Source organism: Arthrobacter castelli DSM 16402, from assembly GCF_000430705.1.
GTDB lineage: Bacteria > Actinomycetota > Actinomycetes > Actinomycetales > Micrococcaceae > Arthrobacter_C > Arthrobacter_C castelli.
In genome coordinates this window covers 39,267-53,507 of record NZ_AUMN01000020.1, presented here as the reverse complement: position 1 = coordinate 53,507, position 14,241 = coordinate 39,267, and the positions used below count along the sequence as shown (strand labels likewise).

General features: G+C 64.5%; 13 protein-coding genes and 1 pseudogene. 11 read left to right on the top strand and 3 right to left on the bottom strand.

Annotated elements, in window-relative coordinates; translation table 11 throughout:
• Positions 1-116 precede the first annotated feature (116 nt).
• Positions 117-662 carry an AMIN-like domain-containing (lipo)protein gene (locus H535_RS0117555; protein ID WP_026820576.1) on the bottom strand — a complete coding sequence of 182 codons (546 nt, stop codon included), beginning with the start codon at positions 660-662 and terminating at the stop codon, positions 117-119.
• Between the two features lie 260 nt (positions 663-922).
• Here H535_RS0117555 and H535_RS0117550 point away from each other — a divergent pair, with 260 nt between their 5' ends.
• The 9 genes from H535_RS0117550 to H535_RS26350 all read left to right on the top strand — a co-directional run bounded on the left by H535_RS0117550 (position 923) and on the right by H535_RS26350 (position 9,892).
• The gene (locus H535_RS0117550; protein WP_026820575.1) at positions 923-2,722 is read left to right on the top strand and encodes a bifunctional metallophosphatase/5'-nucleotidase; all 1,800 of its coding nucleotides are present in this window, start codon (positions 923-925) and stop codon (positions 2,720-2,722) included.
• A 35-nt stretch (positions 2,723-2,757) separates the two neighbouring features.
• Positions 2,758-3,003 carry a type II toxin-antitoxin system Phd/YefM family antitoxin gene (locus H535_RS0117545; RefSeq protein ID WP_026820574.1) on the top strand — a complete coding sequence of 82 codons (246 nt, stop codon included), beginning with the start codon at positions 2,758-2,760 and terminating at the stop codon, positions 3,001-3,003.
• Positions 3,000-3,257 (top strand): Txe/YoeB family addiction module toxin, encoded by a 258-nt coding sequence (locus H535_RS0117540; protein ID WP_026820573.1) that lies wholly within the window; start codon positions 3,000-3,002, stop codon positions 3,255-3,257. Before H535_RS0117545 ends, H535_RS0117540 begins: the two co-directional genes overlap by 4 nt.
• A 73-nt stretch (positions 3,258-3,330) precedes the next feature.
• Entirely contained in the window at positions 3,331-5,220 is a 1,890-nt protein-coding gene (locus H535_RS27965) for a plasmid pRiA4b ORF-3 family protein (RefSeq protein WP_162144907.1), read from the top strand.
• 278 nt (positions 5,221-5,498) lie between these two features.
• On the top strand, positions 5,499-6,104 hold the full coding sequence (locus H535_RS0117530; RefSeq protein WP_026820571.1) for a helix-turn-helix domain-containing protein: 606 nt from the start codon (positions 5,499-5,501) through the stop codon (positions 6,102-6,104).
• Positions 6,097-6,885 (top strand): B3/B4 domain-containing protein, encoded by a 789-nt coding sequence (locus tag H535_RS26355; protein ID WP_051299485.1) that lies wholly within the window; start codon positions 6,097-6,099, stop codon positions 6,883-6,885. The genes H535_RS0117530 and H535_RS26355 overlap by 8 nt, the downstream gene beginning before the upstream one ends.
• 56 nt (positions 6,886-6,941) lie before the next feature.
• Positions 6,942-7,781 (top strand): EamA family transporter, encoded by an 840-nt coding sequence (locus H535_RS0117520; RefSeq protein WP_051299492.1) that lies wholly within the window; start codon positions 6,942-6,944, stop codon positions 7,779-7,781.
• 10 nt (positions 7,782-7,791) lie between these two features.
• The gene (locus H535_RS0117515; protein WP_026820569.1) at positions 7,792-8,688 is read left to right on the top strand and encodes a dihydrodipicolinate synthase family protein; all 897 of its coding nucleotides are present in this window, start codon (positions 7,792-7,794) and stop codon (positions 8,686-8,688) included.
• Entirely contained in the window at positions 8,630-9,892 is a 1,263-nt protein-coding gene (locus tag H535_RS26350) for an MFS transporter (protein ID WP_245580368.1), read from the top strand. The genes H535_RS0117515 and H535_RS26350 overlap by 59 nt, the downstream gene beginning before the upstream one ends.
• Positions 9,893-9,966: 74 nt before the next feature.
• On the opposite strand, the gene H535_RS26345 is transcribed toward H535_RS26350, so the two are convergent.
• Positions 9,967-10,413 (bottom strand): DUF6328 family protein, encoded by a 447-nt coding sequence (locus H535_RS26345; protein WP_051299484.1) that lies wholly within the window; start codon positions 10,411-10,413, stop codon positions 9,967-9,969.
• A 117-nt stretch (positions 10,414-10,530) separates the two neighbouring features.
• Positions 10,531-11,466, bottom strand: coding sequence for a ketopantoate reductase family protein (locus H535_RS26340; protein ID WP_051299483.1), 936 nt, complete (start codon positions 11,464-11,466; stop codon positions 10,531-10,533).
• A gap of 295 nt (positions 11,467-11,761) precedes the next feature.
• On the opposite strand from H535_RS26340, the pseudogene H535_RS30425 reads away from it, so the two are divergent.
• Positions 11,762-12,544, top strand: a pseudogene (locus H535_RS30425) (benzoate/H(+) symporter BenE family transporter); the annotation flags it as partial.
• A 241-nt stretch (positions 12,545-12,785) separates the two neighbouring features.
• Positions 12,786-14,219, top strand: coding sequence for an L-lactate permease (locus H535_RS0117485; protein ID WP_026820566.1), 1,434 nt, complete (start codon positions 12,786-12,788; stop codon positions 14,217-14,219).
• Positions 14,220-14,241 lie beyond the last annotated feature (22 nt).

Below are 14,241 nucleotides of genomic sequence, written 5' to 3'. Positions count from 1 at the left end.
AGAAGGGCATCCGTTCCGCCCCGGCAGAGTCGCCGCCATCCCTACCGGACGCACCACCGGCGGCGGCCGGATCACTGCCCGGCCGCCGCCGTGTCATGTGTCGCCATGATTGACCGCTACCAACGATGCGCTACATCAATCACCACCCTTGAATTGTCACCGGGTCCATCCAGCACGAAGGTGCGGAAAGGCAGGCGGGCGCGGACGCCGAGCCCGATCTTTGTCTTGCCTTCGAAACTGCTGACCAAAGCAACCTGCCGGAACGTTGAGTAGTTCGAGACGTTGACGACATGCCTGCGATCAGCCGGGCGGTACGTGGCGTTGCCGTGCCGGTTGTAGCCGGGAGCGTTGATGGTGACGGAGAGGTCGGCGCCACCCCGCAGCCAGACCGCCTGGCCCGACCCATCGGCCCGGACCCTGTTGACGTAGCGGACGTCGTAGCCGGCGCCGTCGCCTCTGATATCGACAACCAGCCGGTCGAAGCAGGCGTGCCTGCCGGACCGGACATCGATGATGGGAGCATGGGTGGACGACGAATTCGCCTTGGCCAATGACCCCCAGTAAATCCCACAGAATGGAGCTGCGGTCGCGGAGCTTGGAACAATCAATCCCAGGCTCAAAATCAGTGCCATGGCCCCCAACCAGGCATATAGTTTCCTCATAGTGTGCCCCTAGTGTTGCGTGACGATCATCCGCCGGTATTGCGTGATGAACATCACTATGATATGGCGCGATCAGGCGAAAAGACCGGTCAAGTCCAATACAGCGCCAAACCGTTACGCATTCCACTGAGCGCGTTATCAACGGGATATGCCCGGCACGCCCCTCGCGCGCAGGCTCCACCGCCCGCCGTCGTCGTCGTTGACAGTGATCAGGGCCACATATAGTCTCCAGAGCACACCACTTGCACAGGAGCACCTTTATGCCGTCCAAACCCCGTAGACGTTCACGTTCCGCTGCCGCCGCCATCGCCGCGGGTTGCCTCGCCGTCGGCATGGCCGGTCCCGCTGCGGCCGCCCCCGACAATCCCCGGGCATCGAAGAATCACACGGTCGACCTGACGGTCATGGGGACCACCGACTTGCATGGGCATGTGGAGAATTGGGATTACTTCAAGAATGCCGAGTACGACGACGAAGCCGGCAACGACGTCGGGCTCGCCAAGATCTCCACCCTTGTTGACCAGGTCCGCGCCGACCGCGGCGACGAGCATACGCTGCTGATCGACGCCGGTGACACGATCCAGGGCACCTCGCTGACGAACTACTACGCCAACGTGGAACCGATCACTGAGACCGGGGCGCTGCACCCGGTGGCCGCGGCAATGAACGCCATCGGATACGATGCGGCCGCGCTGGGCAACCACGAGTTCAACTACGGGCTGCCGCTACTGCGCACGTTCGAAAGCCAACTGGACTTCCCGCTGCTGGCCGCCAACGCCGTCGACGCCGACACCGGTGAGCCGGCGTTCACGCCATACATCATCAAGACCGTCAACCTGAAGGGCTCCAAGCCTGTCCAGGTGGGCATCCTCGGGCTGACCAACCCCGGCGTCGCCATCTGGGACAAGCACAATGTTCAAGGAAAGCTCCGTTTCCCCGGCATCGTTGAGCAGGCGGAGAAGTTCGTGCCGCAGATGAAGGCGGCCGGGGCCGACGTCGTGGTTGCCAGTAGCCACTCCGGCACGTCCGGCACCTCGTCGTACGGCGACGAACTGCCGGTGGAGAACGCTTCCACTGCGCTGGCCAAAGAAGTGCCGGGCATCGACGCCGTGCTGGTGGGGCACGCGCATGAGGAAATCGAGGAACGCTTCGTCACCAATGAAGTCACCGGCGAGCAGGTGCTGCTGACCGAACCATTGAAGTGGGGCATGCGGCTGTCGGTGATGGATTTCGAGCTGACCAAGACCCGCGGCCAATGGGATGTGACGTCGATGGCGGCCGATATCCTCAACGCCAATACCGTCAAGGCGGACCCGGAGATCTCCGCACTGGTGGCCGATGAACACCAGACGGTGATCGACCACGTCAACACCCCGATCGGCACGGCCACCGAATCCATGCCCGCCGCAGAGTCCCGCTACCGTGACACGGCCGTGATGGACTTCGTCAACGAGGTGCAGGCAAACGCGGTCGACCAGGCGCTCGAAGGCGGCCCGAATGCGGACCTGCCCGTGGTCTCGATTGTGGCCCCGTTCAACCGTGAAGCGGGCATCCCCCAGGGTCCGGTGACGATCCAGGATATCGCGGGGTTGTATATCTACCCCAATACACTCTTCGGCGTGGAAATGACCGGCGCGCAGATCAAGGATTACCTGGAGTATTCGGCACGATATTTCACCCAGCTGGCACCGGGTGAGCCGGTCGACATCGAGTCCCTGACCAACGCCGGCGGGATCCCCGACTACAACTACGACATGATCTCCGGCGTCTCCTACGAGATCGATATCAGCAAGCCCGCGGGCGAACGGATCACCAATCTGCAGCACCAGGGCGAACCCGTCGATCCGGACCAGCGCTTCGCGGTCGCGACGAACAACTACCGGCAGTCCGGCGGCGGGAACTTCCCGCATATTGCGGAGGCCCCGGTGCTGGTGAACCAGCAGCAGGAAATCCGGCAGCTGCTGATCAACTATGTCGCCGAGCGGGGGACCATCAACCCGGACAACTTCTATGTTGAGAACTGGTGGTTGACCCGGGATGGCGAGCGCGTGTTCGGCTAGAGTGGTACAATATTTTGTACCATATAGGAGGGGTCATGGCTGTCACAGCTTCGGAGGCACGGAAAAGCCTCTTTCCACTTATCGAGCAGGTCAACGACGACCGGACCGCCATCGAAATAACGTCCAAGCGCGGCAATGCCGTGCTGATGTCACTCAGCGAATACGAGTCTCTTGAAGAAACGGCGCACCTTTTGCGCTCACCTGCCAATGCCACCTACCTGCTGGAGAGCATAGCTCAACACCGTCGCGGAGAAACGGTCGAGCAAAGCCTGCCCGAATGAACGTGGTTTTCACGCCACACGCGTGGGACGACTATCTCTATTGGCAGAAGACCGACAACGCCACGCTCAAAAGGGTCAATCTTCTCATCAAAGATTGTTTGCGATCACCGTTGGAGGGGTTGGGTAAGCCCGAGGCACTGAAGCATCAGTTGGCCGGATATTGGTCACGAAGGATCTCCGACGAGCACAGGCTGGTTTACGCCGTCGACGACGACCAGCTCGTCATCGTCTCCGTACGTTATCACTACGGATAGCGAAGACATCTGGAACCGACGGCAGCTGGGCTTGTAGGTTTGGAACAAACCATTGCCGATGAAGGGACAGCAGGTGTCGAAGCGACCCAAGGCGAACCGGCCCAAGCCCAAAAACAAATCCGACAAGTCCGCCAAGGCCAAGCAGCGCCGCCACCTGCACGCGGTGCCCTCCGCCCCGGCACGCACGGCGGAAGAACGCAATAAGCAACTCATCGACTCGTTCACCCCGGATTTCGTCGAGTGGTTCAGCCAGGAGACAGATGATCCGGACGGAGCGATGCTCTGCCTGAATATGGCGCAGACCTTGGTCGAAATGTGCTCTCAGATGTCGCCCGAGGCCACCGCCACATTCCTGCCTCCATGGACAATCGAAGAGGCCATCACCTCGGTCTACTCCGCAACATCCGATGAACCCGGAGCCGCCGAAGCGTTCGTCAATGCATGGCACTTGTACCTGCACTACCTGCAAGACAGCGGCCGCTGGACCGGCTCTGACGAGGAGTTCGCCGACACCGATGGCCTGCTGTCGGAGGAAGACTGGGACGAGGACGACCCGTCGCTGCCGGAGTTGGACGTCCCCGAACTCAGTCATTCCGAAGAAGCCACCGGCTTTTCAGAGCTGGAGTTGATCCGCCGGACGAGCCACCTGCTGCAGTGGCTGGGGGCCGGCAAGCAAGTGACCCAAACCGGAGCGCTGCGGCGAAAAGACATCGAGGCAGCGGCAGCGTGCGTCGGCGTACGGGTGAAGGCCGGCAATAAATCCAGTCCCATGTTCGAGCCCCTGCCCGGTCTCGAGCTGACGGATGATGTGCCCGACGACGAAACCGTCCCGACCGTCCGCTCCATGCACGACGTTCCGCTGCTCAGCACCATTTGGGCGGCCTTGTATGAAGTCGAGCTCATATCGCTAACGTCGACGACGGTGAAGCCCACCGCTCAGGCCGAGCAATGGCTGCACGGCGGAGAACCGGAACGAGTCAACCAGTACCGGAACTTCGTCACCAGTTTCCTGCTGCGCACCGTTGTGCCGGACGATGTATTCGAGCCGATGGTTCCCGCCGTCGCGTCTCTGATGTTGATGGTGCTGACGGCCGGTACGTCGGAGCCTGTGGAAAGAGCGAGGTTCGATGAGCTGCTGACCGAGCCAGCTGACGAGTCGGATATCTTCAGCACGTTGACCGCCCGCTTCGCCAAGCACCGCCTGGACCAGCTTTCGGAACTTGGTGTGCTCACCGGCAAGGATCATTTCACGGTGGCTCCGGCCGTTGCCCAGTGTGTCGGTGCGATCGTTGACAATGTCAGGGATTTTGCGCTTGCGGCCGAGGAGGACTTCGACGACGAACTGTTTGAGACGCCTTTCCCCGGCACCAGCACGGCGGACGGCATCACGAACTCCCCCGACGCCGAGGCATGGCAGTTGAAAATCGGGCTGCACGGGTCCAAGCCGCCGATCTGGCGACGCATCGTGGTGCCCTCTTCAATCCGCCTGAATGAGTTGCACGCGGTCATCCAGCTATCCTTCGGCTGGATGGGCTCCCATATGCATGCCTTCAGCACTGACGGACCGTACCGCGGTACTCTTTACCGTCCCCCGGAGTTCATGGACGAAGGCGAGCGTGACGAGTCAACGGTTTCCCTGGATGAACTGTTCTCGGGAGCCGTCAAGAAGCTGACCTACGTGTACGACTTCGGCGATGACTGGGTCCACGACATCCAGGTGGAGAAGACGCTGGATTCAGCCGGTGAGGAATTGCCCGTTTGCACCGGCGGCAGGGGTGCAGCACCCGCCGACGATTCGGGCGGCGTCCATGGCTGGACGGAGATGGTCGAAGCCGCCAATGACCCCTCGCACGAAGAGCACGCTGAGTTCCGGGACTGGCTCGGCCTCGAGCCCGGTGAGTCCATCGACCCGAAGGCGTTCGAGGTGGACAGCGTCAACGCGGCGTTGTCCAGGCTGAGGTAGCCCGGCTCGGCCTGTGACGGCGGGGGTGACGGCAGGGTGACGGCAGGGTGGCCTGCGCCTCCGTGCACCGGCGGCGTTCTGCCGGGACTCCGCCGTGCGGTGGGTGTTCGTGGCGCGGGGTGTTCGTGCCGGGAGTACAAAACCGCCAAAATCGGGCATTAGTGCATCGGGACCCGCTGTTGTACTCCCCGGCCGAACGACACCACACCTGGCCCGGAGCTCCCCGGCCAAACATCCCGGCTTTGCATCCTGCACTATGAGTGCATTATCGTGCCTTTATGGATGAGCATGTAGCAGCGTTGTCCTCGGCGATCGGTGCCAGGGTGAAGCAGGAGCGGCAGTCGCGCGGGTGGACGCTGGATCAACTGGCGGAGGCCGCCGGGGTGAGCCGCAGGATGTTGGTCAATGTGGAGCAGGCTGCGGCCAACCCCAGTATCGGCACCTTGTTGCGAATCAGTGACGCCCTCGGTGTGGGGCTGCCGGCGCTGGTCGAGTCTGCGGGGCCAAAGCCGGTGAAGGTGACGCGACGGGGTGATGGCGCGGCGCTGTGGCATGGTGACGCCGGCGGACGCGGCGTGCTAATGGCCGGCACCGAGCCTCCCGACGTCGTCGAACTGTGGGACTGGACGCTGGGTCCCGGCGATCAGCACACCAGTGAGGCCCATGCACCGGGGACCAAGGAATTGCTGCAGGTGCATCAGGGCAGCATCACGGTCGAGGCGGCTGACCAATCAGTCACCCTTGACGCGGGAGATGCAGTGGGCTTCGACGGCGATGTGGCGCATTCCTATGCCAACCCGACCGGGGAGCCGGCGCGTTTTTCGCTGTCGGTATTCGAACCGGGCGTGGGAACGGCACACAAGATGGAGGCAGACCATGGGTGATGCGCCCGTGCTGCAGGATTTCCTCGATCGCGGCCATGTCGACGCCGCCGTGTTCGACCTGCGGCCTGACTACCGGGCGATGCTGCTCGCCGTTGACGGGATTATTCCCGGTCCGACCGATGAGGTGAGTGAGTCTTTGCTCGAGTCGGCTGAAACCGCCACTCGTGAACTGCTCGCAAGCCGGCCGGTGGAGGAACTGGGTCATGTGGCCGCTTGGCGGGAGGCCTACCGGGCGTTCGGTGCGAAGCCGCAACGGACCCGCAACAGCCTGGAGGCATTGCTGCGCCGGGCCGAGGAGGGCCTGCCGCGGGTCAATCGGCTCACCGACCTGTACAACGCCATCTCCGTCCTCCATCAGAGCCCGGTCGGCGGGGAAGATCTGGCCGGGTACACCGGCGCGCCGCGGCTGATCCGCGCCTCCGGCGAGGAGCTGTTCGATACCGTCGCCGGTGGAGAATCAGTGATCGAGCATCCCAAACTCGGCGAGGTGGTGTGGTGCGACGAGTCGGGGGTGACCTGCCGACGCTGGAACTGGCGCCAGGGACGGCGCACCGCGCTGACTGAGGACACGACGTCGGCGCTGTTCATCCTCGACGCGCTCGAGCCGATGACCGACGAGGAACTGGACGCGGCCGCCGACAGCCTGACAGCGCATCTGGGACGGCTCGGCCCCGACGTCGCGGTCGCCCGCCGGTTGATCCGCAGCGGCGACGCCGGGTCGCCTGGCGCCGGCTCCAGCCGCGACGCCGGATCGTCCGGCGGTGAAGCGGTGGCCCCGTGATCCGTCGCTCCGCGGGCCGTCTGCCAGTGCCTCCGTGGTCGCTGGCGGTGGCGGCGATGCTGTCCGTGCAGCTGGGCTCGGCCCTGTCGGTGGATTTGATCGCGGCCGTCGGCGCCGCCGGAACCGCCTGGCTCAGGCTCACCATGGGCGCGCTGATCCTGCTGGCCCTGGCCCGCCCGCCGCTGCGTGATGTGCGCCGCCGTGACATGCCCGCCCTGCTCGGACTGGGCATCACCACCGGGCTGGTGACCATCGCCTTCCTGGCGGCGATCGAGCACATCCCGCTCGGCACCGCGGTCTCCATCGAGTTCCTGGGCCCGCTGACCATCGCGGCCGTGCGCAGCCACAACGCGAAGGCGCTGGTCTGGCCGGCCGTGGCGCTGATCGGCGTCGTGCTGCTCACCAAACCCTGGCAGGGCGACATCAACCTCGCCGGCATCGGTTTCGCCGCCTTCGCGGCGGTGGGGTGGGCCGTCTACATCACGCTCACCCAGCACATCGGGGACCATTTCACCGGCATCGGAGCATTGACGCTGACCGTGCCTGTCGCCGCGGCGACGGCCGCTGTCGTCGGCATACCACAGGCGCTCGGCCACCTCGGCCTTGGCGTGCTGGCCGCCGCAGCCGGGCTGGCCATCCTGTTGCCGGTGTTGCCTTTCGCCTTCGAGATGCTCGCCCTGCGCCATATGACGCCGACGGCGTTCGGGACCCTGATGGCGCTCGAACCGGCCTTCGGCGTGCTGCTCGGCTTGCTGGTGCTGCATCAGCAGCCCTCCGGCATCCAGATCGCGGGGATCCTGCTCATCGTCTTCGCCGGGGCCGCCGCGCAACGGGGCGGACGACGTCGGCCACGGAACCTTGACAGCGCGCCCTCCCACACCGACCTCAACGCATAGGAGCCGCATGATGTTCACCGGCATGAGTGCCTTTCCCCTCACGCCTCTGGCAAATGATGCCATCGATGAGGAAGCCTTCATCGGTCTGATCCAACGACTGGCGGAGGCGGACGTGGATTCCATCACCGCGCTCGGATCAACCGGCTCCTATGCATACCTGAGCAGCGAGGAACGCAGCCGCGTCGCCCGCCTCGCCGTCGAACACGCCAACGGCACACCCGTATTGGCCGGGATTGGCGGACTGCGGACCTCGCAGGTGCTCAGGCATGCGGAAGAAGCGCAGGAAGCCGGCGCCTCGGGGCTCTTACTCGCGCCGATGACGTATCAGCCCCTCACCGACGATGACGTGTACGAGCTGTTCCGGACCGTCACGCAGAACTCCTCGCTGCCCGTCGTCGTCTACGACAATCCCGGGACCACCCACTTCAGCTTCACCACCGAGCTGTATGGACGTATCGCGGAACTGCCCGGGATCGCCTCCATCAAGATCCCCGGGGTTCCGACCGATCCGGAGCAGGCCCAAGCCCGGGTGGAGGAGATCCGCAGAGCCGTGCCCGAGCACGTAACTATCGGCGTGTCAGGAGACCCGACGGCCGCCGCCGGTCTCGCCGCCGGATGCGATACGTGGTATTCCGTCATCGGAGGGACACTGCCGGATCCGGCCATGCGGATCACCCGAGACGCGCTGGAAGGTCGCGTGTCCGAGGCATTGGCCGAATCCGAACGCCTTGCGCCATTGTGGCAATTGTTCGCCGATTTCGGCGGCAGCATCCGCGTTGTGGCGGCCCTGGCAGAACATTTGGGGCTCGCACCCCGGGACAGCCTCCCATTGCCGATCCAAGGGCTGAATGAGCACCAGCGAGCCCGCGTTGCCACGGTTGTTAATGAGCTCGGCCTCCAGCGGTAACACCGACACGGGGACGTCTCCCGAGGAAAAGCGCCGCATCGGCGGTCTGGCGCGCTACATCTTCGCCGCGACGCTGGTCCGCAGCGCAGACGGTGGCGCCGTCGTCGCAATCGTGCTGCTCGCAACGGCCAACGGAGCGCCGGGATGGGTGGCCGGAATATTGGGCGCTTCAATCACCGCGCCGCATCTGCTTGGCCCTTTCATCGCGCGGCGTCTCGATACAGCCCGCGACGGCCGAAAGGTAATCGCAGTGTCCGGCGCTCTGCACGGTGTATTGCTCGGCGCTGCTGCGCTGCTCCTGCCGATCACGGGCGGGCTGTGGCCTGCCATCCCGTTAGTAGCCTCCGGCGCCTTCGGACCCATGATCACCGGCGGGGTAAGCAGCCGGCTGCCATCCATAGCCGGCCCCGGGCTGGAGAGCCACCGCAGGGCACAAAGCTGGGACGTCGTCAGCTACGGGATGAGCGCCACCCTTGGCCCCGCCGCAGTTGCATGGATCACGGCAACGTCCGACGTACTCACGGCCACGCTGGTCCTCGCCGGATCAGCCGTCCTCGGCGCCGGCGCTGTCCTGGTGCTTCCCAAACAAGCCCCACTCCATCACACAGTTGACGTCCCCTCCCCCGTCGGCGCGCTGAGAGTTATCTGGCGAAACCGCCCGCTCCGCCGCACACTATCGCTCACCGTGACAGTTGCATTCACTGTCGCCGCGCTGCCGGTCTACGCTGTCGCCGTCGCCCCTATGCTGGGGGCACCCGCAGCAGCCGGGACATTGGTCGCCGCGTATGGGATTGGAAACCTCCTTGGGGCTGCAGGTCTCATCCTTTGGCCGCTGCGCGGGAATGCCGACCGGCTGATGAGCTTGCTGGCCGTCGTCGTCGCAACGTTTCTGACGCTGGTGATGCTTGTTCCCACCCTGGCCACTTCGCTGGCCGCTTTCGGCCTGGCCGGAGCTGCCAACGCAATATTCTTCGCTGCAACGCTCGCTGCGAGGAGCGAATATTCTTCGGCCGAGACCCGCAGCCAGGTTTTCATCTGGGTCGGGGCGCTCAAGATCGCGGCTGGATCTGCCGGAACAGCCGCGGCAGGAGCAGCCATTGCGTATGCCGTCTGGACGCCGCTGGCGCTGGCAGCCACGCTGACCGCAATCGTCGCGATCGTCACCGTTGTAGATCGCTCCCGGTCCCGTTCGCTGAAACCGTAGTCTGTGAGTCTGGGGATGTTCGTACGAGGAGTACAAAATGCCGAAGCCGGCCATTCGTGCACCGGGAGGCGCTCTCAGCGGTTGCGTCGACGTCTCAGGAGCGGGAGTACGAACCAGGTGGCGATGGTCAGAACCAGTAGCCCGCCGGCCGTGGAAATGGCCAGCCGCCCCGGAAATACGACCTGCGTGACGTACCAAACACATGAGGTGAGGGAGATCATGAGCAGGAGCAGCGCCGCAACCGCCTGGCGCGTGGCCGTGATGATCAGCTGCTTCTTGTCGTACGGCTTGCCCCGCAACCGGTGATAGGCGCTCTCCCCGAGCAGCAGCACAAGGCTGCAGGCTGCGGAGATCAACGAGACCATGTACACCGCGCGGTCTCGTTCGTTCAGCTGGCTGAAACCGGATGAAAACGGCAGAGTCAGCAGGAACGCGAAGAGAACAGTGACTCCCGGAACGATAGTGCGCAACTCACTCGTGAGCTCATCCAGCTGCCGGTCTTCAACTTCGGGATTGCCCATACGCTAGGTATAACACGCCGTGGCCCGACTATTCAGTGCCCTCGCCCGCTTCGGCAACGCGGCCGGGACGGCACCAACATTCCATTTCCAAGGAGTGGGGCCCCGGCCGGACACGCTTCAGGCGGAGGCAGAGTCGAAGATCCCTCCTCCGGTGTGATTGATGTGGTGAGCCCGCACCTGTGTCACGGCGAGGTCCAGGAACGGTGTATCGACATTCAAGGTGCGGGCCCGGGCCGACAAGGAGCCAAGAAGGTGCTCAGCTTCGACTGCTTGCCCGCTTTGCAGATCGCGGTACACCGAAGACGTAAACGCTGAACCGGGAGCCGTCAGGATGTCAAGGCTCTGCTGATGCCCTGACTCGCTCACCGGGTAGCCGGCTGCTGCCGCAACGCTTTCAGTTTCGGCGATGGCCTGCAGGATCTGCGAGCGCCCTCCTGCTTCGAGGATCGCGGCCACATTGTTGCGCAGCAGGCAGGTGATGGCTCCTGCTGCGCTGATGAACGCCCATTTTTCCCAGAGTTGCTGCTTTATCGTGTTCGTGACGGTCAGGTCGATGCCGGGAACGTCCAGGGTTTCCACCAGGGAGTCAGGAAGCGGATCAGGCGTCAACGATCCGATGGTCATTGTGGACAGTGGCGCCATCTGCCGGATGGCGCCGGCGTCGTCGACCATGGCGACGATCTTCACCAGACCACCAATAACCTGCCCTGGATACGCGTCTTCGAGCAGATCAATATGGTCAAAGCCGTTGAGGAACGGCAAAATCAGCGTCTTGTTGCCAATTGCCGGGCCAGCATTGTCGAGGATGCTCTTGAGTGCTGGTGCTTTCACCGCGATCACCACCAAGTCGTAGTGATCGCCCTCGGGGACACTGGAAATTGCTGTGACCGCGTTAGTCCGTTCGCCGTCCGGGGCAAGGAACCGCAGACCATCCCTTTGGAGGAGCTGCTGGCGTCCGGGGCGAACAAGGTACGTCACATCCTTGCCCGCTTCCTGGAGCCGGCTTCCAAAGGCGCCTCCAGTAGCTCCCGCGCCCGCAATCAATACCCGCATCCGTACTCCCTTTCAACCGGCCCGGCAACCAGTGCGCCCAGACGACAGAATTCTATTGGTTCCAGTCTCCCACCCACTTGTGGCGCAGGTGCTGCGGCCCCCGGGCCGACCTGGCCCCACATTGGGAAAGTTCCCGTGCCAGAGCCGCCGAATTCATATCCAAAACCGGCGCACCGATAGGGGTGATTTCCGCTACAGTGACCGGCACATTCCGCACGAATCAGGAAGGCGGGCGCTGATGGCGCGAACACTGACCAAGCCGGATCGGCAGAAGTGACCCGGCCTACGGGCCTCGATGTCGCTGTCAGCGGTGACTGCCGGCTTCGTTGCTGTCGCGGTCTCATACGCGGGCCCGATGCTGGTCGTGTTGCAGGCTGCCCGCAGTACCGGGTTGAGCACGGCGCAAACGACGTCGTGGATCTGGGCCATCGCCGTGGCCAGCGGCGTGACCTGCATTGTCCTGAGCCTGGTCGCCCGCCAGCCGGTGGTGGTCGCGTGGTCCATCCCGGGCGCAGCTCTGTTGCTGACCGCCCTCGGCGACTACGACTACAGTGATGCAATCGGCGCCTATATTGTGGCGGCGCTGCTGGCACTGTTCCTGGGCGCGACCGGTCTTTTCGGCAAGCCTCTGTCGATCGTGCCCAAACCGGTCATAGCCGCCGTATTCGCCGGAGTCCTGCTGCCGTTCGTGCTCAACGTGGCCTCCGCCGTCGTCAGTTCCCCAATAATCGCAGGCGCGCTGGCGGCCGCCTTCCTGATCGACCGACGGCTCACGCCCCGCTATGCCGTGCTGCTGGCGGTGGTGGTGGGCGCGGCCCTCAGCGCCGCGACGGGACAAGCCTCAGCACCGGCGCTCGAATGGGACCTAAGCGGACCCATCTGGACCACGCCGACCTTCGATCTCCAGGCGATCATCAGCATCTCCATTCCACTGATGATCGTCACTATGGCGGGCCAGAACGGTCCGGGCCTGGCCGTCATGCGCACCTCCGGATACCGGGTGAATGACAAGCTCGTGCTCAGCGGCGCGTCCCTGGCCTGGCTGGTGTCGGCTCCGTTCGGCTCGCACGGCATCAACCTGGCGGCCGTCACCGCAGGCATCTGCTCCGGCCTGGAAGCCCACGAAGATGTCCGCTGGGCATCGTGTCACCGTTCTGGGGACTGCTGGCAGGCAGCGTCGCCTATCTGGTGCTCCGCCGCTGCAACCAGCACGCCGTCCGGGCGGGTGCTTAGCGGGCTCGAGCCTAACGTCCGATTGATCCAGCTAGAATGGCTCCTCGGGCCCGGTGCATCCGCCGTGGCCTGCTGGAGGTGCGCGCATGGTGGAATGGTCGACGGCGTTGCTCGCCTCGACCCCGATTGTGTGCGCCTGCCTGCTGCTCGGCCTGGGAATCCGGTCCTCCATCGCCGCATCGGCGGCCGTGCTGACCGCCGTCGTCGTCAGCGCCCTGGCCTTTCCCATCTCACCCGCGAGCGCGGCCGAGGTCGCCTCATCGCTGGGACCGGTGGTGATCGAGGTGCTGCTGATCATCCTCGGCGGGGTGCTGCTGGGCGGGCTGTTGCGGGCGTCCGGGGCGCAACAGGTCATTTCGGAGTGGGTGGAGAGAGCCTGTTCCAACCCACAACGGGCCGTACTGCTGGTAGTGCTGGGCATTACAGCCTTCGCCGAGTCGGTCACGGGTTTTGGCCTCGGGGTGATCGTGGGCATTCCGATCCTGCTGCATTTCGGCCTCTCGCCGACCCGCGCGGCAACGGTGGGACTGCTGGGCCTCACTTCCGGCGCCTGGGGTTCGCTGGCTCCCGGCACGCTGGTGGCTGCAGAACTGGGTAACGTCAGTTTCCGGCTGCTGGGCACGTGGAGCGCGGTCTTCAACCTGCCGGTGCTGCTGGTCATGAGCCTGACGTCGCTGGTCATCGCCTTTGGTTTCCGCCGGGCCGTGCCCTACATGCCGCACGCCGTCGGCGTCAGCCTACTGATGTGGGTCGTACTGATTGGCTTCAACTACTTCATCTCGGTGCCCCTGGCCGGTGTGGCGGCCACGCTGACAGGCATTGCCGCGACGCTGCTGATCGCCCGGTTCCGGGATGGCTCGAGGGCGTCGTTCCGGGGGCCGATCCGGCGGGCGGTGCTGCCCTATTCGGTGCTGATTTGCGGCCTGCTCGGCACCAGCCTGCTGTTGGACGCGTTCGACGCCGGCTCGCTGGCGGAGTACGCGGCAAGCCCGGCCCTCTGGTTGCTGATTACCTGCGCAGTGACGCCGAAGCTGGTCGGTATGCCCACCCGGCGTCTGCCCCGGCTGTTCGTCGAAGGATTGGGCACCTGGTGGGCCATCGGTTATGCCACCGGCGCCTTCCTGGTCCTTGGCGGGATCCTGGCGGCCAGCGGAATGAGCAGTGCCATGGCTGGTTATGCCGCGCAGCTTGGGAAGCCGTATTTGACGCTGATTCCCGTGATCGGTGGAATCGGCGGTTTCATCACGGGATCCAACACCGGCTCGGCGGCGATGTTCTCCACCAGTACCGTGCAGGCGGCCGAGCAGCTGAACAGCAGCCGACTAGTCGCCCTTGCCGGCCAGAACGCGGCGGCCTCAGTAACTTTCATGTCGGCACCGCCGAGGGTGGCGTTGGCGATCTCGGTGGCCGACGGCGGCAGCCACCGCACGACGCCGTTCGGCACCGTCTTCCGTCCGGTGGTGGCGACCAACGTCGCGGTGGTGGCCGTCCTCGGTGCCGCCGTCTACCTGCTGGCCTGAGCCAGCACGCGTCGCCCGCGCC